Annotated in this window: 16 protein-coding genes; 9 read left to right on the top strand and 7 right to left on the bottom strand. The window is 72.7% G+C overall.

Annotation, left to right across the window (positions count from 1 at the left end; genetic code table 11):
* The first annotated feature begins 25 nt into the window (after positions 1-25).
* Positions 26-796 carry a DUF2785 domain-containing protein gene (locus ACFVVL_RS04605; RefSeq protein ID WP_380289115.1) on the top strand — a complete coding sequence of 257 codons (771 nt, stop codon included), beginning with the start codon at positions 26-28 and terminating at the stop codon, positions 794-796.
* A gap of 20 nt (positions 797-816) precedes the next feature.
* Positions 817-1,650: a DUF3097 domain-containing protein gene (locus ACFVVL_RS04610; RefSeq protein ID WP_387671334.1), complete on the top strand. Its 834-nt coding sequence runs from the start codon at positions 817-819 to the stop codon at positions 1,648-1,650.
* Here ACFVVL_RS04610 and ACFVVL_RS04615 read toward each other — a convergent pair.
* From ACFVVL_RS04615 to ACFVVL_RS04625, 3 genes are read right to left on the bottom strand one after another with little or no spacing between them, the layout of a single operon-like run.
* The gene (locus ACFVVL_RS04615) at positions 1,641-2,198 is read right to left on the bottom strand and encodes a Uma2 family endonuclease (protein WP_387671336.1); all 558 of its coding nucleotides are present in this window, start codon (positions 2,196-2,198) and stop codon (positions 1,641-1,643) included. The genes ACFVVL_RS04610 and ACFVVL_RS04615 overlap by 10 nt on opposite strands.
* A gap of 41 nt (positions 2,199-2,239) precedes the next feature.
* Positions 2,240-3,469, bottom strand: a complete 1,230-nt coding sequence (hemW, locus tag ACFVVL_RS04620) for a radical SAM family heme chaperone HemW (protein ID WP_387671338.1) — start codon at positions 3,467-3,469, stop codon at positions 2,240-2,242.
* 59 nt (positions 3,470-3,528) lie between these two features.
* Positions 3,529-5,451: an AMP-dependent synthetase/ligase gene (locus ACFVVL_RS04625; protein ID WP_387671340.1), complete on the bottom strand. Its 1,923-nt coding sequence runs from the start codon at positions 5,449-5,451 to the stop codon at positions 3,529-3,531.
* 325 nt (positions 5,452-5,776) lie between these two features.
* Between ACFVVL_RS04625 and ACFVVL_RS04630 the strand changes: the two genes are divergently transcribed.
* From ACFVVL_RS04630 to ACFVVL_RS04645, 4 genes are all read left to right on the top strand, one after another.
* Positions 5,777-7,510 (top strand): ABC transporter ATP-binding protein, encoded by a 1,734-nt coding sequence (locus ACFVVL_RS04630; protein WP_387671342.1) that lies wholly within the window; start codon positions 5,777-5,779, stop codon positions 7,508-7,510.
* A 191-nt stretch (positions 7,511-7,701) separates the two neighbouring features.
* Complete coding sequence (locus ACFVVL_RS04635) at positions 7,702-9,600, top strand: ABC transporter ATP-binding protein (protein WP_380289170.1); 1,899 nt, start codon at positions 7,702-7,704, stop codon at positions 9,598-9,600.
* Positions 9,601-9,781: 181 nt separating this feature from the next.
* Complete coding sequence (locus tag ACFVVL_RS04640) at positions 9,782-10,759, top strand: sigma-70 family RNA polymerase sigma factor (protein WP_387671344.1); 978 nt, start codon at positions 9,782-9,784, stop codon at positions 10,757-10,759.
* A 129-nt stretch (positions 10,760-10,888) separates the two neighbouring features.
* Positions 10,889-11,956: an NAD(P)/FAD-dependent oxidoreductase gene (locus ACFVVL_RS04645; RefSeq protein ID WP_387671346.1), complete on the top strand. Its 1,068-nt coding sequence runs from the start codon at positions 10,889-10,891 to the stop codon at positions 11,954-11,956.
* A gap of 79 nt (positions 11,957-12,035) precedes the next feature.
* On the opposite strand, the gene lepA is transcribed toward ACFVVL_RS04645, so the two are convergent.
* A complete protein-coding gene (gene lepA, locus ACFVVL_RS04650) occupies positions 12,036-13,907 on the bottom strand; it encodes a translation elongation factor 4 (RefSeq protein WP_380289131.1) in 1,872 nt (623 codons plus the stop codon).
* 296 nt (positions 13,908-14,203) lie between these two features.
* On the opposite strand from lepA, the gene rpsT reads away from it, so the two are divergent.
* Positions 14,204-14,473 carry a 30S ribosomal protein S20 gene (rpsT, locus tag ACFVVL_RS04655; RefSeq protein ID WP_350546166.1) on the top strand — a complete coding sequence of 90 codons (270 nt, stop codon included), beginning with the start codon at positions 14,204-14,206 and terminating at the stop codon, positions 14,471-14,473.
* A 229-nt stretch (positions 14,474-14,702) separates the two neighbouring features.
* On the opposite strand, the gene ACFVVL_RS04660 is transcribed toward rpsT, so the two are convergent.
* Together ACFVVL_RS04660 and ACFVVL_RS04665 are read right to left on the bottom strand one after the other, a co-directional pair.
* Positions 14,703-15,089 (bottom strand): tyrosine-type recombinase/integrase, encoded by a 387-nt coding sequence (locus ACFVVL_RS04660; protein ID WP_387671432.1) that lies wholly within the window; start codon positions 15,087-15,089, stop codon positions 14,703-14,705.
* 221 nt (positions 15,090-15,310) lie between these two features.
* On the bottom strand, positions 15,311-15,559 hold the full coding sequence (locus tag ACFVVL_RS04665) for a hypothetical protein (RefSeq protein ID WP_387671349.1): 249 nt from the start codon (positions 15,557-15,559) through the stop codon (positions 15,311-15,313).
* Positions 15,560-16,183: 624 nt separating this feature from the next.
* On the opposite strand from ACFVVL_RS04665, the gene ACFVVL_RS04670 reads away from it, so the two are divergent.
* Positions 16,184-16,813, top strand: a complete 630-nt coding sequence (locus ACFVVL_RS04670; RefSeq protein WP_380289166.1) for a hypothetical protein — start codon at positions 16,184-16,186, stop codon at positions 16,811-16,813.
* Positions 16,814-16,855: 42 nt separating this feature from the next.
* Here the strand turns inward: ACFVVL_RS04670 and holA are convergent, their stop codons facing one another.
* A complete protein-coding gene (gene holA, locus ACFVVL_RS04675; protein ID WP_380289168.1) occupies positions 16,856-17,857 on the bottom strand; it encodes a DNA polymerase III subunit delta in 1,002 nt (333 codons plus the stop codon).
* Between the two features lie 111 nt (positions 17,858-17,968).
* Here holA and ACFVVL_RS04680 point away from each other — a divergent pair, with 111 nt between their 5' ends.
* The gene (locus tag ACFVVL_RS04680) at positions 17,969-18,205 is read left to right on the top strand and encodes a hypothetical protein (protein WP_380289172.1); all 237 of its coding nucleotides are present in this window, start codon (positions 17,969-17,971) and stop codon (positions 18,203-18,205) included.
* Positions 18,206-18,730 lie beyond the last annotated feature (525 nt).

The raw sequence follows: 18,730 nt of genomic DNA on the forward strand, positions 1-18,730 counted from the left end.
GGCCCGGGCCGCCTAGGGTCCGGCCGTGATCAACTGGACCGAGATCGAGACCGCCGAACCCACCCCCGACCTGCTCGCCGCCGTGAGCGCCGCCCTGCGCTCCCGCGACTCCGGGACCCGCGACACCCACGCCTACGAGCAGCTGTGCCGCTGGGTGCCGCTGCTCACCCCGGAGCGGCGCCTCGCCCTCGGCGACGAGATGGCCGAGCGGCTGTCCGACCCCGAGATCCAGGCCCGCACCTTCGCCCCGCTGGTCCTCGCCGAACTCGTCGACGCCGGCGCCCACCGCCCCGCCTGGCTGGACGCCTTCGCCCACTGGTACGTGACCGAGACCGACCTGCGCGGCTGGGACGCCGAACTCGGCTGGCTGCACGCCGTCGCGCACGGCGCCGACCTGCTGGGCGCGCTCGGCCGCAGCCCGCTGGTGGCCGACCCGGCGCCACTGCTGGAGCTGGCCTCGGCCCGGCTGCTCGCCCCCACCGACCACGTCCTGGACGCGATGGAGGACGACCGCCTCGGCCGCGCGGTCGGCCAGGTCCTCACCCGCCCGGAACTGACCGAGCGCCAGGCGCTGGCCTGGCTCGATCCGATCGCCGCGACCGGCCGGCGCGAGCCCGGCGTCGTCCCCGCGACCGTCTCCAACACCCTGCGCACGCTGCGGGTGGTGTACCTGCTCACCGACCGCGGGGTGCGCCCGGCCCCGGGCGCCGAGCCGCTGGCGCTGCGCCATGCCGCCGCCCTGCGCGAGCGACTCGCCGAGGTCCTGGCGATCAACACGTCCTACTACCTCGGCTGACGCCTCGTAGACTCCGTGGAATGCGCAGCCGCCAGTACGGACCCGATCTGACCCCGCCGTGGAAGAAGCAGGCGCCCGCCCCGGAGGTGCCCGCGGAGCGGGACCTGGTGGTCGAGGAGGCGGCGAGCGGCTTCTGTGGGGCGGTGGTGCGCTGCGAGAAGACCGCCGAGGGCTTCACCGTCACCCTGGAGGACCGGTTCGGCAAGCACCGGGTCTTCCCGCTGGTGCCGCGCGGCTTCCTGCTGGAGGGCCGCCCGGTCACCCTGGTCCGGCCCACGGGCCCGGCCCCCGCCCGCACGCCCGGCCGCACCGCCTCCGGTTCGCTCGCCGTCCCCGGCGCCCGGGCCCGGGTGGCCCGCGAGTCGCGGATCTACGTCGAGGGCCGGCACGACGCCGAGCTGGTGGAGCGGGTCTGGGGCGACGACCTGCGGATCGAGGGCGTGGTCGTCGAGTACCTGGAGGGCGTCGACGACCTGCCCGCGATCGTCGCCGACTTCGCCCCCGGCCCGGGCCGGCGCCTCGGCGTCCTGGTCGACCACCTGCTCCCCGGCACCAAGGAGCACCGCATCGCCGCCCGGGTCACCGGCCCGCACGTGCTGGTCGTCGGCCACCCCTACATCGACGTCTGGCAGGCCGTGAAGCCCTCCTCCGTCGGCATCCCCGCCTGGCCCGACGTCCCCCGCGGCGAGGACTTCAAGCTCGGCACCTGCCGCCGCCTGCGCTGGCCCGAGGACACCCCCGCCGCGTGGAAGCGCATCCTGTCGACGGTGAACTCCTACAAGGACCTGGAGCCCGAGCTGCTGGGCCGTGTCGAGGAGCTGATCGACTTCGTCACCCTCCCGGGTCAGGAGTAGGTCCGGAACTCCGAGGTGTCGAGAACGACGCCCAGCAGGTCCAACGGCACCGGCTCGCCGAACTTGGTGGTCCGCTCGGCCGCGTAGTCCGGCGCCCCCGAGGCCCCCGCCGGGGTCGGCTCGGTCAGCAGCACGCAGAGGCCCTTGATCGGATCGACGATCAGGTAGACGGGAACCGCGCCCTCGGCGTACAGCTCCCGTTTGGTCCGGTAGTCGCGCAGCACGCTGGTCTTCGACACGACCTCGACCACCAGCGTCACGGCCGGCGCCGGCACCAGCCGCCCGGGCCCCTCGACGGCTCCCCGCTCGATCACCACCAGATCCGGCTGCGGCTCGCTGGCGTCGGCGGGGAATGCGACGTCCTGCGTCTGGAGCCGGTGCCAGCGACTGCGCGGGACCTGGTCGACGATCGCCTCGACGATGAGGCTGTGGGCCAGGTCCGGCCTCGCCGTCATCACGATTTCCCCCCTGATGAGCTCGGCCTTGAAGCCTTCGGGGACCTCCAGGTTCTCGAAGATCCCCGTCATCCGGTCATCGATGGCGGTCATGTGCGCGCTCCCTCCGACGGCTGACACCACGGTAACGACGCTCAGTCCACCAGGTCACGCACCACCGCGTCGGCCAGCAGGCGGCCCTGGAGGGTGAGGGCGGCGCGGCCCCGGTCGTAGGGGGCGGGGGCGAGGAGGCCGTCGACGAGGGCGCGGGCGGCGGCGGCGCGGCCGGCGGTGGTGAGCAAGTCCAGGGGGATGCCCTCGGCGAGGCGCAGTTCCAGCAGGATCCGCTCGACGCGGCGGTCCTCGGCGGTGAGGCGCTCGCGGCCCTGGGCGGGGGTGCGCCCCTCGGCGAGGGCCCGGGCGTAGGCGGCCGGGTGCTTGGCGTTCCACCAGCGCACGCCGCCGACGTGGCTGTGCGCGCCGGGGCCGGCGCCCCACCAGTCGCCGCCGGTCCAGTACAGCTCGTTGTGCCGGCAGCGGCCCTCGTCGGTGGTGGACCAGTTGGAGACCTCGTACCAGGAGTAGCCGGCCGCGGCCAGCGCCTGCTCGGCGATCAGGTAGCGGTCGGCGTGCACGTCGTCGTCGATCATCGGCAGCTCGCCGCGGTTGACCCGGGCGGCCAGCCGGGTGCCCTCCTCGACGATCAGCGAGTAGGCGGAGACGTGGTCGGGGCCGGCGCCGATCGCGGCGTCCAGCGAGGCCCGCCAGTCGTCGTCGGACTCCCCGGGGGTGCCGTAGATGAGGTCGAGGTTGACGTGCTCGAAGCCGGCCGCGCGGGCCTCGGCGACGCACGCCTCGGGGCGGCCGGGGGTGTGGTGGCGGTCCAGCAGCCGCAGCACGTGCGGGCGGGCCGACTGCATGCCGAAGGAGATCCGGTTGTAGCCGCCCTCGCGCAGCTCCGCCAGGTACGCCGGGTCCACCGACTCCGGGTTGGCCTCGGTGGTGACCTCGGCGCCGTCGGCGAGCCCGAACTCCTCGCGGATCGCGGCGAGCATCCGCACCAGGTCGCGGGCCGGCAGCAGGGTCGGGGTGCCGCCGCCGAGGAAGACGGTGCGCACCGGCGGGGCGTCCGCGCCGAGGACCCGCCGGGCGAGCCGGACCTCGGCGACCACGTTGTCCGCGTACGTCTCCTGGGAGGCGACGGTGCCCGAGGAGCGCAGCTCGGTGGCGGTGTAGGTGTTGAAGTCGCAGTAGCCGCAGCGGCTGGCGCAGTAGGGCACGTGCAGGTAGAAGCCGAACGGCCGCGAGCCCAGCCCGTCGAGGGCGTGCGCGGGCAGGGAACCGTCGGACGGCACCGGTTCGCCGTCGGGAAGTGCGGAGGGCATGACCCCATTGTCCCGTACGGCCGGGGTGATCCCCCCGGCCGTACGGGACGGCGGGCGGATCAGGCCTCGTTGGCGCCCGCGTACATCGCGGTGACCGCCTCCGCGTAGGTCCGCTCCACCACCGGGCGCTTGATCTTCAGGCTCGGGGTGAGCTCGCCGTGCTCGATGTCCAGGTCGCGCGGCAGCAGGTGGAACTTCTTGATCGTCTGCCAGCGCTGGAGCCGGCCGTTGAGCCGCTGCACGAAGCCGTCGATCAGCGCGTGGGTGGCCGGGTCGGCGACCACCTCGGCGTAGGACTTGCCGGCCAGGCCGTGCTCGGCGGCCCACGGCATGATCACCGCCTCGTCCAGGCCGATCAGCGCGGTGCAGTAGTTGCGGCCGTTGCCGATCACCAGGATGTTGCTGACGAACGGGCAGACCGCCTTGAACCGGCCCTCCACCTCGCTCGGCGCGACGTACTTGCCGCCGGAGGTCTTGAAGAGGTCCTTCTTGCGGTCGGTGATCCGCAGGAAGCCGTCCGGGGAGAGCTCGCCGATGTCCTCGGTGTGGAACCAGCCGTCCGCCTCCAGCACCTCGGCGGTCTTCTCCGGCAGGTTGTGGTAGCCGCGCATGACGCCGGGGCCGCGCAGCAGGATCTCGCCGTCCTCGGCGATCCGCACCTCGGTGCCCGGCAGCGGACGGCCCACCGTGCCCACCCGGATGTCCTCGGCCCGGTTGACGCAGGAACCGGCGCTGGTCTCGGACAGGCCGTAGCCCTCCAGGATCGGCACCCCGGCGCCGACGAAGAAGTAGCCGATCTCCGGGGCCAGCGCCGCGCTGCCGGACACCGCCCCGCGCAGCCGCCCGCCGAAGGCGGCCCGGATCTTCGCGTACACCAGCCTGTCGGCGAGGGCGTGCTTCATCCGCAGCGCCGCCGGGGCGCTGCCCACGCCGGTCGCCACCCGGGAGTCCTGGACCGCGCGGGCGTGGTCGCGGGCGGTGCGCGCCGCCCACTGGAAGATCCGGTACTTGGCGCCGCCCTCCGCCCGGGCCTTGCCGGCGATGCCGTTGTAGACCTTCTCGAAGATCCGCGGCGCCGAGGCCATGATGGTCGGACGGATCACCGGCAGGTTGTGGATGATCCGCTCCACCCGGCCGTCCACCGCCATCACGTGGCCGGTCGCGATCTGCCCCGAGATCAGCGTCTTGCCGAACACGTGCGACAGCGGCAGCCACATGAACTGCACGTCGTCGGCGGCCAGCAGCCCGCTCGCCTCCTGCGCCCGCCCCTCGTAGGCCCAGCAGTCGTGCACCAGGCGCACGCCCTTGGGGCGGCCGGTGGTGCCGGAGGTGTAGATGAGGGTGGCGAGCTGCTCCTTGCCGAGGGCGGCGACCGCCTTCTCGACGGCGTCCGGGTGGGCGGCCAGGTGCTCGGCACCGAGCCGCTCCAGCTCGGCGAGGGTGATCACCCGCAACCGGCCCGCCCGCGGGGCCCCGTCCGGCGCGTCGAACAGGATCACCGTCTCCAGCCCGGGCAGCCGGTCCAGCTCGGCGACCACCTTGTCCAGCTGGGCGGCGTTCTCGGCGAACAGAGCCCGCGAGCCGGAGTCGGAGAGGATGAACGCGGTCTCGTCGGCGTTGGTGCTCGGGTAGACGGCCGTGGTGGCCGCGCCCGCGCACATGTTGCCGAGGTCGGCGAGGATCCACTCCAGCCGGGTGGAGGAGGCCAGCGCCACCCGGTCCTCGGCCTCGATGCCCAGGGACAGCAGGCCGGCCGCCACCGCGTACACCCGGGCGGCGGTCTGCGCCCAGGTCAGCGAACGCCACTGCTCGGCGCCGGGGGTGCTGTCCGCCGCGTGCTCGTCCACCGGGACGGGGTGGCGGTAGGCCTCGCCGCCGGGCGTCAGCGCCACCCGTTCCTGGAACAGGTGGGCGACGGAGGCGGGGCGCCCGGCGACGATGTCGGTACGGCCGGAGTCGATCAGGGACTGCGCGGAACTCAACGAGGACCTCCGGGAGCGGGTGGCCGTCTGTCTGAAGGATGTGACGTCCGTGGGGGCGGCCGCCGGCCCCCTGCCGGCCGGAACCGGTACCGGCGAGTAACAAGAGGGCTGCCAGCAGCCTAGGGGGAAACCGGTCATTCCGTAAGAGGGCGGACCGACCTGACACCCTCCCGGACCGGCGGTGCACGGCACCTCCGCGCACCCCGGCACGTTCGGCAAAGGACTGGACAAAGATCCGGCTCGCTTGCCCGGAATCTCCTGTGCCGGACCCCCGACCAACGAGAATTGGGATGCCAAAGCCGCCGCCGACGACAAGAGTGAGCCAGTGCTGATCAGACTGCTCAGGGCGTACCTACGCCCCTACACCCGACCGATCACCCTGCTGGTGCTGCTCCAGCTGGTCTCCACCCTCGGGCTGCTCTACCTGCCCACACTCAACGCCGACATCATCGACGGCGGAGTGGTCAAGGGGGACACCGGCTACATCCTGCGCGTGGGCGCCGTGATGATCGGCGTCACCCTCCTCCAGACCCTCTGCTCGATCTGCGCCGTCTACTACGGCGCCCGCACCGCCATGGCCGTCGGCCGCGACGTCCGGGCCGCCGTCTTCGACCGCGTCCAGGGCTTCTCCGCCCGCGAGATCGGCCAGTTCGGCGCCCCCTCCCTGATCACCCGCACCACCAACGACGTCCAGCAGGTCCAGATGCTGGTCCTGATGTCGTTCACCCTGATGGTCGCCGCACCGATCATGTGCGTCGGCGGCATCATCATGGCCCTCAACCAGGACGTGCCGCTCTCCGGACTGCTGCTCGCCGTCGTCCCCGCCCTCGGCGTCGTGGTCGCCGCCCTGGTCCGCCGGCTGCGCCCGCGCTTCCGCAGCATGCAGGAGCGGATCGACACCGTGAACCGGGTGCTGCGCGAGCAGATCACCGGCATCCGGGTCATCCGCGCCTTCGTCAAGGACGACCACGAGCAGAACCGGTTCGCCGGCGCCAACGAGGACCTCACCGACGTCTCGCTCCAGGTCGGCCGGCTGATGGCCTACCTGTTCCCCGGCGTCATGCTCGTCGTCAACGTCTCCAGCGTCGCCGTCCTGTGGTTCGGCGCCCACCGGATCAACAGCGGCGACATGGAGATCGGCGCCCTCACCGCGTTCCTCTCCTACCTGCTGCAGATCCTCATGAGCGTCATGATGGCCACCTTCATGTTCATGATGGTGCCGCGCGCCGAGGTCTGCGCCGAACGCATCCAGGAAGTCCTCGACACCTCCTCCAGCGTCGTGCCGCCCTCCGACCCCGTCACCGGGATGCTGCGCCGCGGCCACCTCGAACTGCGCGACGTCGACTTCCGCTACCCCGGCGCCGAGGCCTCCGTGCTGCGCGGCATCGGCATCACCGCCCGCCCCGGCGAGACCACCGCCGTCATCGGCTCCACCGGCAGCGGGAAGTCCACCCTGCTCGGCCTCGTCCCGCGGCTCTTCGACGCCACCTCCGGCCAGGTCCTGCTCGGCGGCGTCGACGTCCGCGAACTCGCCCCCGGGACGCTCGCCGACAGCGTCGGACTCGTCCCCCAGAAGCCCTACCTGTTCTCCGGCACCGTCGCCAGCAACCTGCGCTACGGCCGGCCCGACGCCACCGACGAGGAACTCTGGCACGCCCTGGAGATCGCCCAGGCCAGGGAATTCGTCGAACAGCTCCCCGAAGGCCTGGACGCGCCCATCTCCCAGGGCGGCGGCAACGTCTCCGGCGGCCAGCGCCAGCGCCTGGCCATCGCCCGCACCCTGGTGCGCCGCCCCGACGTCTACCTGTTCGACGACTCCTTCTCCGCGCTCGACTACGCCACCGACGCCAGGCTGCGCAAGGCCCTCGCCCACGAGACCTCCGAGGCCACCGTGGTGATCGTCGCCCAGCGGGTCTCCACCATCCGCGACGCCGACCGGATCATCGTCCTGGACGAGGGCTCCGTCGTCGGCAGCGGCACCCACGGCGAGCTGATGGCCGGCAACCCCACGTACCGGGAGATCGTGCTCTCCCAGCTCACCGAGCAGGAGGCGGCGTGACCAGCCCCGACAGGCCCGCGGCCGGATCCGCGCCCGGCCCCGGCAAGGCACCCGGCCCCGGCGGGGCTCCCGGGCTCGACAAGGCACCCGGGCTCGACAAGGCCCCCGCACCCGGCGGGCGCCCGCCGGGGCCGGCCGGCGACTCCCAGGCCGCCGCCGCCCGCCGCGGCCCCGCCGGCCCCGGACGCTTCATGGGCGGCCAGGGCGCCGAGAAGTCCATGGACTTCAAGGGCTCCGGCAAGCGGCTACTCAAACTGCTGCGCCCCGAACGCGCCCTCATCGCCGGCGTCCTCGCCCTCGGCGTCCTCAGCATCGGCGCCGCCGTCATCGGCCCCAGGATCCTCGGCCACGCCACCGACCTGATCTTCGCCGGCGTCGTCAGCGGCCGCTTCCCCGCCGACGCCTCCAAGCAGCAGATCATCGACGGCCTGCGCGCCCGCGGCGACGGCGACCTCGCCAACCTGCTCTCCGCCGTCGACTTCACCCCCGGCCAGGGCATGGACTTCGGCGCCATCGGCACCATCCTGCTCTGGGTCCTCGCCATCTACGTCGCCGCCGCCGTCTTCGGCGTCGTCCAGGGCCGCCTCGCCGCCCACGCCATCCAGCGCGCCGGCTACCGGCTGCGCCAGGACACCGAGGCCAAGCTCGCCCGGCTGCCGCTCAGCTACTTCGACAAGCAGCCCCGCGGCGAAGTCCTCAGCCGGGTCACCAACGACATCGACAACATCAGCCAGACCATGCAGCAGACCATGGGCCAGGTGGTCAACTCGCTGCTCACCGTGGTCGGCGTGCTGGCCATGATGTTCTGGATCTCCTGGCTGCTCGCCCTCATCGCCCTGATCGCCGTCCCGCTGTCCGTCGTCGTCGCCACCCGCGTCGGCAAGCGCGCCCAGCCCCAGTTCGTCCAGCAGTGGAAGTCCACCGGACAGCTCAACGCACACATCGAGGAGATGTACACCGGCCACACCCTGGTCAAGGTCTTCGGCCGGCAGAAGGAGTCCGCGGAGACCTTCCGCGAGCACAACGAGGCCCTCTACGCCTCCAGCTTCAAGGCCCAGTTCATCTCCGGCATCATCCAGCCCGCGATGATGCTCATCGGCAACCTCCAGTACGTGCTGATCGCCGTCGTCGGCGGCCTGCGGGTGGCCGGCGGCGCGCTGTCCATCGGCGACGTCCAGGCGTTCATCCAGTACTCCCGCCAGTTCAGCCAGCCGCTCACCCAGGTCGCCAGCATGGCCAACCTGGTGCAGTCCGGCGTCGCCTCCGCCGAGCGCGTCTTCGAACTCCTCGACGCCCCCGAGCAGACCCCCGAACCGGCCATGCCCGAACGCCCCGACACCGTGCGCGGCCGGGTCGTCTTCCAGGACGTCGCCTTCCGCTACGACCCCGACAAGCCACTCATCGAGGACCTCTCGCTCAAGGTCGAACCCGGCCAGACCGTCGCCATCGTCGGCCCCACCGGCGCCGGCAAGACCACCATGGTCAACCTGCTGATGCGGTTCTACGAGGTCAGCTCCGGGCGGATCACCCTCGACGGCGTCGACATCGCCGCCATGTCCCGCGAGGACCTGCGCTCCGGCATCGGCATGGTCCTCCAGGACACCTGGCTGTTCGGCGGCACCATCGCCGACAACATCGCCTACGGCGCCGACGGAGCCACCCGCGAGCAGGTCGTCGAGGCCGCCCGGGCCGCCCACGTCGACCGCTTCGTGCGCACCCTGCCCGACGGCTACGACACCGTCATCGACGACGAGGGCACCGGCGTCAGCGCCGGCGAGAAGCAGCTCATCACCATCGCCCGCGCCTTCCTCGCCCAGCCCTCGATCCTCGTCCTCGACGAGGCCACCAGCTCCGTCGACACCCGCACCGAGGTGCTCATCCAGCGGGCCATGGCCCGGCTGCGCACCGGGCGCACCAGCTTCGTCATCGCCCACCGGCTCTCCACCATCCGGGACGCCGACGTCATCCTCGTCATGGAGAACGGCTCCATCGTCGAGCAGGGCGGCCACGACGAGCTGATCGCCGCCGACGGGGCCTATGCCCGGCTCTACAAGGCGCAGTTCGCCGAGGCGGTCGCCGAGGTCGAGTAGCGTCACGGCCCGCCGGGGAGCCCGGGGCGGACGGACGGTGCGTCCGCCCCGGGCTCCCGCGCGTCCGGGCCGGGGTCCCCGCGCGCCCGGGCCCCGCGCGTCCGGGCCCCGCGCGCCCGGACCCCGCGCGTCCGGGCCCCGCGCCCGCGGTCGCCGGGGCGGCGGGCGCTACGGTGGGGGCGTGAGTGACGAACCGTCGACAGCCGCCGCCGAGCCGGGCGCCACCGAACCGGGCGCCGACGGCCCTGGCGTCTTCGAGCCCGCCGCCGACGGCCCGGACCTCTTCGAGACCCACCGGCGCTACCTCGGCTCCGTCGCCTACCGGATGCTCGGCTCCTTCACCGACGCCGAGGACGTCCTCCAGGAGGCCTGGCTGCGCTGGCGCGCCGCCGACCGCACCGCCGTCGCCGACCCCCGCGCCTACCTCACCACCGTCGTCACCCGCCTCTGCTACGACCAGCTCGGCTCCGCCCGGGCCCGCCGCGAGTCCTACGTCGGCGAATGGCTGCCCGAGCCGTCCCTCTCCTACCAGGACGCCCCCGCCTCCCCCGCCGACCTCGCCGAACGCGGCGAATCCGTCTCGCTCGCGCTGCTCGCCGTCCTCGAACAGCTCACCCCGGCCGAGCGCGCCGCCTTCGTCCTGCACGACGTCTTCGCCGTCGGCTTCGACGAGATCGCCGCCTCCCTGGAGCGCAGCCCCGACGCCACCCGCCAGCTCGCCTCCCGCGCCCGGCGCCGGATCAAGGACGGCGGGCGGCGCACCGCCGCCGACCCCGCCGAGCACCGCCAGGCCGTCGAGGCGTTCACTGCCGCCAGCGTCCGCGGCGACATCGAGGGCCTGCTCGCCGTCCTCGACCCCGGCATCGTCTGGCACTCCGACGGCGGCGGCGTCGTCTCCGCCGGCCTCCGCCCGGTGCTCGGCGCCGAGAAGGTCTCCCGGCTCGTCCTGGGCCTCGTCGCCAAGTGGGTCACCGCCGAGGCGGTGGAGTTCGCGCTGGTCAACGGCGAGCCCGGCCTGGTCTGGTACGCGCAGCCGGGCGTGATCGGCGGCGTGCTGGCCTTCGCCGTCGCCGACGGCCGGATCACCGAGGCCTACGCCGTGGTCAACCCGGAGAAGCTCGCCCACCTCAACGCCCCCGCCGCCGGCCCGGAGGTGTGACGCAGGTCACCGTCACACTCCCGCGGGCACCGTCGTCCCCCTTCCGAACACGCGGAGAAGCGCTCCCCGGCCACCCCGGGGGCACCGCGAGAGGACGCCGCCGACGGCGCCACGAAGGAGCGGGACGACATGACCGAGAAGCAGATCGTCGTACTGGGTGCCGGCTACGCGGGCCTCGCCGCCGCGACCCGGGCCGGCAAGCGCGGCCGGGTGACCCTGGTCGCCCCCGAGAGCCGCATCCTGCACCGCATCCGCCAGCACGAGACCAGCGCCGGCCTGCCCGTGCGCCGGCCCGCCGTCGCCGAGGTGCTGCGCGGGCGCGGCGTGCGGCACGTCCGGGCCCGCGCCACCGAACTCGACCTCGCCGGGCGCAAGGTCCTCCTCGACAACGGCGACGCCCTCGCCTACGACACCCTCGTCTACGCCCTCGGCAGCCGCACCGCCTGGCACGACGTCCCCGGCGCCGCCGAGCACGCCCACCCCGTCGAGCGGGCCGCCGAGATCGCCGAGCGGCTGCGCACCGCGCAGCGCCCCGGCACCGTCGCGGTCGTCGGCGGCGGCGCCACCGGCATCGAGCTGGCCGCCGAGCTCGCCGAGGCCCACCCCCGCTGGACCGTGCGGATCGTCGCCGCCGGGCAGGTCGGCGGCTGGTTCTCGGCCAGGGGCCACGACCACGTCCACAAGGTGCTGCGCGGACTCGGCGTCGCGGTCCACGAGCACGCCGCCGTCACCGCCGTCGACACCGGGGGCCTGACCACCGCCGCCGGCCGGATCGACGCCGACCTGGTCGTCTGGGCCGCCTCGATGGAGCCGCAGCCGCTGGCCGCCGAGGCCGGCCTCGCCGTCACCCCCGACGGGCGGGCGGTCGTCGACGACCACCTGCGGTCGGTCTCGCACCCCGAGGTGTACGTGATCGGCGACGCCGCCGAGGTCACCGTGCCCGGCACCGGCACCCTGCGGATGGGCTGCGCGACCGCGCTGCCGCAGGGCCAGTACCTCGGCAAGGTGCTCACCGGGCGCACCGACGAGCCGTTCGCGTTCCGCTACGTCGTGCAGTGCCTGAGCCTCGGGCGCCGCGACGGGCTGCTGCAGTTCATCCACGGCGACGACTCGATGCGGCCCGCCGTGCTCACCGGGCGGGCCGGGCGGCTGGCCAAGGCGGCGATCCTCCGGAGCGTCGTGATGTCGCTGCGCTGAGCGGCGGGGACCACGCACGGGGGCCCGGGACGCGTCGTGCGTCCCGGGCCCCGGTGGCGGCGCCGTTACTTCTTCTCGCCTACTTCTTCTCGCCCTTGGGCGCCTCGGCGTCGGTGGACAGCGCGGCGATGAAGGCCTCCTGCGGGACCTCCACGCGGCCGACCATCTTCATCCGCTTCTTGCCTTCCTTCTGCTTCTCCAGCAGCTTCCGCTTCCGGGAGATGTCACCGCCGTAGCACTTGGCGAGGACGTCCTTGCGGATCGCGCGGACGGTCTCGCGGGCGATCACCCGCGAGCCGATCGCGGCCTGGATCGGCACCTCGAACTGCTGGCGCGGGATCAGCTTCTGCAGCTTGCCGGCCATCATCACGCCGTAGCTGTAGGCCTTGTCCTTGTGCACGATCGCGGAGAACGCGTCGACCGCGTCGCCGTGCAGCAGGATGTCGACCTTCACCAGGTTGGCGGTCTGCTCGCCGATGGGCTCGTAGTCGAGCGAGGCGTAGCCGCGGGTCTTGGACTTCAGCTGGTCGAAGAAGTCGAAGACGATCTCGGCGAGCGGCAGGGTGTAGCGCAGCTCGACCCGGTCCTCGGACAGGTAGTCCATGCCCTGGAGGTTGCCGCGGCGGGACTGGCACAGCTCCATGATCGCGCCGACGAACTCGTTGGGCGCCAGGATGGTGCCGCGCACGACCGGCTCGTACACCTCGGCGATCTTGCCGGTGGGGAACTCGCTCGGGTTGGTGACGGTGTGCTCGGTGCCGTCCTCCATGATCACCCGGTAGACCACGTTCGGGGCGGTGGAGATGAGGTCGAGGTTGAACTCGCGCTCCAGGCGCTCCCGGATGATCTCCAGATGCAGCAGGCCGAGGAAGCCGCAGCGGTAGCCGAAGCCGAGCGCCACCGAGGTCTCCGGCTCGTACACCAGGGCCGCGTCGTTCAGCCGCAGCTTGTCCAGCGCGTCGCGCAGCAGCGGGTAGTCCGAGCCGTCCAGCGGGTACAGGCCGGAGAAGACCATCGGACGCGGGTCCTTGTAGCCGCCCAGCGCCTCGGTGGCACCCTTGTGCTGCGAGGTGATGGTGTCACCGACCTTGGACTGCCGGACGTCCTTCACACCGGTGATGATGTAGCCCACCTCGCCGACGCCCAGGCCGTCGGCGACCTTCGGCTCCGGCGAGATGACGCCGATCTCCAGCAGCTCGTGGGTCGCGCCGGTGGACATCATGGCGATGCGCTCGCGCTTGGTCAGCTGGCCGTCGACCACCCGGACGTAGGTGACCACGCCGCGGTAGGCGTCGTACACCGAGTCGAAGATCATCGCGCGGGCCGGGGCCTCCGCGACGCCGACCGGGGCCGGGACGGTGTTGACGATGTGGTCCAGCAGGTCCTCGACGCCGAGACCGGTCTTGGCGCTGACCTTCAGGACGTCGCCCGGGTCGCAGCCGATGATGTGCGCGATTTCCTCGGCGTACTTCTCCGGCTGGGCGGCCGGCAGGTCGATCTTGTTCAGCACCGGGACGATCGTGAGGTCGTTCTCCAGCGCCAGGTACAGGTTGGCGAGGGTCTGCGCCTCGATGCCCTGGGCCGCGTCGACGACCAGGATGGTGCCCTCGCAGGCCGCGAGGGACCGGGACACCTCGTACGTGAAGTCCACGTGGCCCGGGGTGTCGATCATGTTGAGGATGTGCGTGCTGCCGACGTTCGGGCCGGTCTTCGGCGCCCAGGGGAGTCGGACGGCCTGCGACTTGATCGTGATGCCGCGCTCGCGCTCGATGTCCATCCGGTCGAGGTACTGGGCGCGCATCTGCCGCGGGTCGACCACACCGGTGATCTGCAGCATCCGGTCGGCGAGCGTCGACTTGCCGTGGTCGATGTGGGCGATGATGCAGAAGTTGCGGATCAGCGCCGGGTCGGTACGGCTGGGCTCTGGCACATTGCTGGGGGTCGCGGGCACCTTGGTCCGATTCTCCGTTGGTCCGGGGGCCGGGGGTGTCCGGATCATCGCTGACCGGCTTCCCGGGCGACCGGACGGTCGTCCGATCGAGATAGTTCCTCCCATCCTCCCACTTCCCGCGAGCGGGCCGCGCGCCAGCGCCCGGTTTGGGCCGGACCGGGCGCCCCTGGTAGCGTTGGGCGCTGCACCTGGCCTCGGCATGCCCTCTCAGCTGGTCCGACGGCCGCGCGGTGCAGCCCTCCCCAGCCTCCGGCCGGGGGGACTTCAGAACCGATGACACAGACTGAGGCTCTTTCGTGGCGAACATCAAGTCCCAGATCAAGCGCAACAAGACCAACGAGAAGGCGCGCCTGCGCAACAAGGCCGTCAAGTCCTCGCTGAAGACCGCCCTGCGCAAGGCCCGTGAGGCCGCTGCCGCCGGCGAGACCGAGAAGGCCACCGAGCTGGCCCGCGCCGCCTCCAAGGCGCTGGACAAGGCCGTGAGCAAGGGCGTCATCCACGCCAACCAGGCCGCCAACAAGAAGTCGGCCATCACCAAGCGCGTCAACGCGGCCGTCCAGGCCTGACGCCCCCGGGGCCGCCTCGACGGCCCCACCCCCTCGGGACGACCCGGCCCTCTACCCGGAAACCCGAGGCAGAGCACACTTCGCACCGCACGCGGCCTGCGTTCGCCACGCGGGTGCGGTGCACACAGATTGACCGAAAGCGGCAGCTCATAGGCCCTTTCACTACTGCCCGTCCGGTACACACCGGGCGGGCAGTACGCATTTTGTACACATGGATCCGGACGGACCGCTACGCGGCGAGCGCAGTCCTGGCCGCCAGTGCGGCGGCGCGGCCCGTGTCGAGCGCGTTCGCCACCTCGTCGAGGCGGTCCGGGAACAGGTGCCCGTAGACGTCGAGCGTCATGGCCGCCGACTTGTGGCCGAGCATCTGCTGCACCACCTTGACGTCCGCGCCGGCCGCGATCGCCAGCGAAGCCGCGGTGTGCCGGAGCTTGTGCGGGGTGAGGCCGAGGCCGTCGAGCCCGGCCGCCTTGACCGCTGGATCGAAGATCGCCGAACGGGCGTAGCCCAGCGTTGAACGAGGCAGCCAACCAACGGATGCACACCGAGCAGTATCGCCGGGCCAACCACGCGGCGTAACCGAACGACACGAGGTGCCCGGCCGACACCATGGCAGCCGAGCGCCTCGCTGTGTCTGGGAACCTCAGCAGAGTACCCGGCCGGCCTCGATCACCGCACTGATGTCCACCTTCAGCCCGTGCCCCAGGTTCGGGTCATCGGCCCAGCTTGCTCTGGGCAACCCCGTTCACGCCGTACTCGATACCGCTGGCCTCGAATGTCACCTGCTGGCCAGGCCGGCAGCGCCGCATGCCCGACTCAACGGTGAACGGCAAGACTTCAGCGCGCACGGCGGCCGAGGACCGGGTTGTACTCACCGGCCTGCTGGATCTGCCAGATGTGGTCGAGTCGAAAGCGGATCTTGCCAGCGACCTTGATATAAGGAATGCGTTTACGGTAGGCGGCATCCTTGAGGGTGCCGATGGTGTACGGGAGGAGCCCCATCTCGATGACCTCCTCCGGCGAGTAGAGCCGAAGCCGGTCCGTGGCGGTCAGCCACTCCGGCAGATTGCTCGTCCTCATGCCCATGATGAGCCCTTCGCCGTTGACATCTGGTGTTGCAGGGCTTGCCCAGGGAACCGGGGGCGCGCACCGTTGGACCACGGCTGGTGGGTGCAAACCCCAGCGCACCCTTAACACTGCGCGACCACGCCTCCGTTTGTTCTGCAAGGCGTGGAAGACGGTCTCGGCCAGCCCCTGGGGGTCAGGGTTGAGCGTCCGTGCGCTCGCCTCGACCAAGGGCATACACGCCGTCGGCCCTTCCGACAGCGCGGTCGCGTGGGTGCGTGCGCGCACGGCCTCGCCCTGGGGCGCGTGGTCAATGAGGGCCTGACCCCACTGGGCGGGCGGACCTCCGGGATGCCTGTCCCGGTCTCCGGTGGGACCGGTAGGGTCCCGGGTGACCGGCATCCCGCGTCGAGGGCCCGAGGGGGGCACACATTGGGGACACCGCCGCCACCGCCATCGCCACCGCCGTCGCAGGGCGGACCCGGCTTCGCCGGATTCCCTCAGCAACCGCAGCCGCAGCCGTCGGCGCCGAACAGTCCTCCCGGCTTCGGGCCGCCGCCCGGCCTGCCCAGCGCGCCCGGTGGTCCTGCGGCGGGTGGTCCCGCGGCGGGTGGCGGGCGGGGCGGCGGGCTGCGGCGCAACGCGGTGTGGGCGTTCGTCGGCGCGATCCTCGCGTCGGTGGTCTGGACCGGCACCGTCGTGCTGGTGCCCGGCATCGTCGACGGCGATTCCGGCTCGGCCGCGAAGAGCGTCCGCGGCTACCACCCCGTCGACCGGATCTGCGACGCGGGCAAGCTCACGGCGTTCCGCGGCAAGTACAAGATGGTCGACAACTACCCGCTGGAGCACACCGGCCGCAGCGAGTCCATGGACGTCATGCGCTGCTACGCCCTGATGAAGCGCACGCCCGACGGCAGCGAGACCCCCGAGTACGCCACCCTCGACATCCGGGCCGAACTGCACAAGGCCGTCGACTCCGTCCCCGAGTTCGCCGCCGTGCGGCACTACTTCGAGCAGCAGAAGTACGAGATCACCGACGCTCCGGGCCTCGGCGAGGAGGCCTACTTCGCCTACGGCGACGAGCCGACCAGCTCGGACAAGACCTTCCACGACATCAACTACTACCTTCAGGTCCGCGACGGCGCCATGACGTACTCGCTGTACTGGACGGACAACTACCAGGTCGGCAAGAACCACACGCTGGACCGCGAAACCGTGCGCAAGGCCATGCTCGACGACACCCGGGACATGCTCAGGGCGATCGGCGGGGCCTGACGCGCCATGGCGGCCTGTGGCGGGGGCCGCCGTCCCGCCGGATCAGTACGACGGCGTCCGGGAGCCGGCCCGGGCGGCCCTCGCCACGGCGACGACGGCCCGCTCCAGCGCGAAGGCCGGGTCGTCGGAACCGCCCTTGACGGCAGCGTCCGCCTGGGCGATCGCGGTCAGGGCGGTGGCCACGGCGTCGCCCGTCCAGCCGCGCATCTGCTGGCGGACCCGCTCGACCTTCCACGGCGGCATGCCCAGCTCGCGCGCCAGGTCCGCCGGGCGCATGTTCCGCCCGGCGGACGCCAGCCGGCCGATGCTGCGGACGCCGGAGGCCAGGGCGTAGGTGATGCCGGTGGGCGGCTGGCCGACGGCCAGCGCCCAGCGCAGCCGCTCCAGCGCCTCGGCGGCCCGGCCGGTGACCGCCAGGTCCGCCACCTCGAAGCCGGTCGCCTCGGCGCGGCCGCTGTAGTAGCGGGCCACCACGGTCTCGTCGATGGCGCCCTCGACGTCGGAGGTGAGCTGGCTGCACGCGGCCGCGAGCTCGCGCAGGTCGCTGCCGAGCGCGTCCAGCAGGGCCTGGCAAGCCTCCGGTGTCGCCGAGCGGCCGAGCGTGCGGAACTCGCCCCGGACGAAGGCCAGCCGCTCGCTCGCCTTGGCGAGCTTGGCGCAGGCCACCTCGCGGCCGCCCGCCTTGCGGCCCGCGTCCAGCAGGCCCTTGCCCTTGGCGCCGCCCGCGTGCACCAGGACCATGATCACTTCTTCGGCGGGGGCCTCGATGTACGCCTTGACCTCCTTGACGGAGTCGGCGGAGAGGTCCTGGGCGGCCCTGACCACGATGACCTTGCGCTCGGCGAAGAGCGACGGGGTGGTCAGCTCGGCCAGGCTGCCCGGCTGCAGGCCGCCCGGCGGGAGGTCCCGCACGTCGGTGTCCGGGTCGGCGGCCTTCGCCGCGGCCACCACCTGGGCGACCGCGCGGTCCAGCAGCAGCTCCTCCTGGCCGACCGCGAGGGTCAGCGGGGCGAGCAGGTCGTCGGGTGCACTCTTCCTGGCCATCGCCTACCAGCATCCCATGGGGGACGGACAGCTCTGTGCCTGGAGAATGGGGGGGTGACCGAAGACCCCACCACCGACCTGCCGGCCGAGTTCGACCCGCACGCCCGGCAGCTGCTCGTCCTGCCCGACCGCGACGCCGCCGAGGAGGCCGCGGAGGAGCTCGGCGCGGACCACCCGGACCTCGGCGAGCTCGACATCGTCCGCGACGCCCTCGCCGGGGAGGACGACGCCGAGGACGCCCAGTGGCTGGTGGTCGTCGAACCGCCCGAGGCGGGATGGACCGCGGCTCTTCTCCTTGCCCTCGACGCCGTCGCCACCTCCCACGAGGGCTGGCGCGAGGAGCACTGATCCTCGGAGTGGGAAGTCGGCCCCGCCGACTTCCCACTCCGGCCGACGGGCCGCACGTCGTGCCCGCGCGGAGCGCGGCGTCGCCCTCTCCTCGCGCCGCCCAACGGGGGCGGCCCCGTTCGCGGATCCCGGGTGGTGCCCGGCCCGAGCTGTGCGCTCGGGCCGGGCACGCACACCCCGGGGCTCCGCCCCACGGCCGTCGGGCCCAAGCCCTACCGCGCCCCGCCCACCACCACTCCTGCACGTGCCCGGCCCCGAGCGTGCTGCTCGGGGCCGGGCGTTGCGGCGGGTCCGCTCGTGGGTCGCCTGGAGTAGGAAGTCGGTTCGGCCGACTTCCTACTCCTGCGCGTGGGGGTGGATGGGCCGCTCAGTGCTTCCCTCGCCCTGCTGGGTGCACGTTTCTGGCGCCGCGGGCCCGGGGGGCCCCGGGCCGCGGGCCACCCCCCTGCCCCCCGGCCGGGCGGGGGCCCCCGGCGGGGGGCGGGGGGTAACCCCACCGCGCACCCCCCCGGGGAGGCCCGCCCC

Origin of the sequence: Kitasatospora sp. NPDC058115 (genome assembly GCF_042884635.1) — a bacterium.
Lineage (GTDB): Bacteria > Actinomycetota > Actinomycetes > Streptomycetales > Streptomycetaceae > Kitasatospora.

Coding starts and splice junctions, on each gene's coding strand:
- hemW (WP_387671338.1), bottom strand. CDS start 3,469: ATGCCCTCCGCACTTCCCGACGGCGAACCGGTGCCGTCCGACGGTTCC.
- ACFVVL_RS04635 (WP_380289170.1), top strand. CDS start 7,702: ATGGGCGGCCAGGGCGCCGAGAAGTCCATGGACTTCAAGGGCTCCGGC.
- ACFVVL_RS04610 (WP_387671334.1), top strand. CDS start 817: ATGCGCAGCCGCCAGTACGGACCCGATCTGACCCCGCCGTGGAAGAAG.
- holA (WP_380289168.1), bottom strand. CDS start 17,857: ATGGCCAGGAAGAGTGCACCCGACGACCTGCTCGCCCCGCTGACCCTC.
- ACFVVL_RS04665 (WP_387671349.1), bottom strand. CDS start 15,559: ATGGGCATGAGGACGAGCAATCTGCCGGAGTGGCTGACCGCCACGGAC.
- ACFVVL_RS04615 (WP_387671336.1), bottom strand. CDS start 2,198: ATGACCGCCATCGATGACCGGATGACGGGGATCTTCGAGAACCTGGAG.
- ACFVVL_RS04645 (WP_387671346.1), top strand. CDS start 10,889: ATGACCGAGAAGCAGATCGTCGTACTGGGTGCCGGCTACGCGGGCCTC.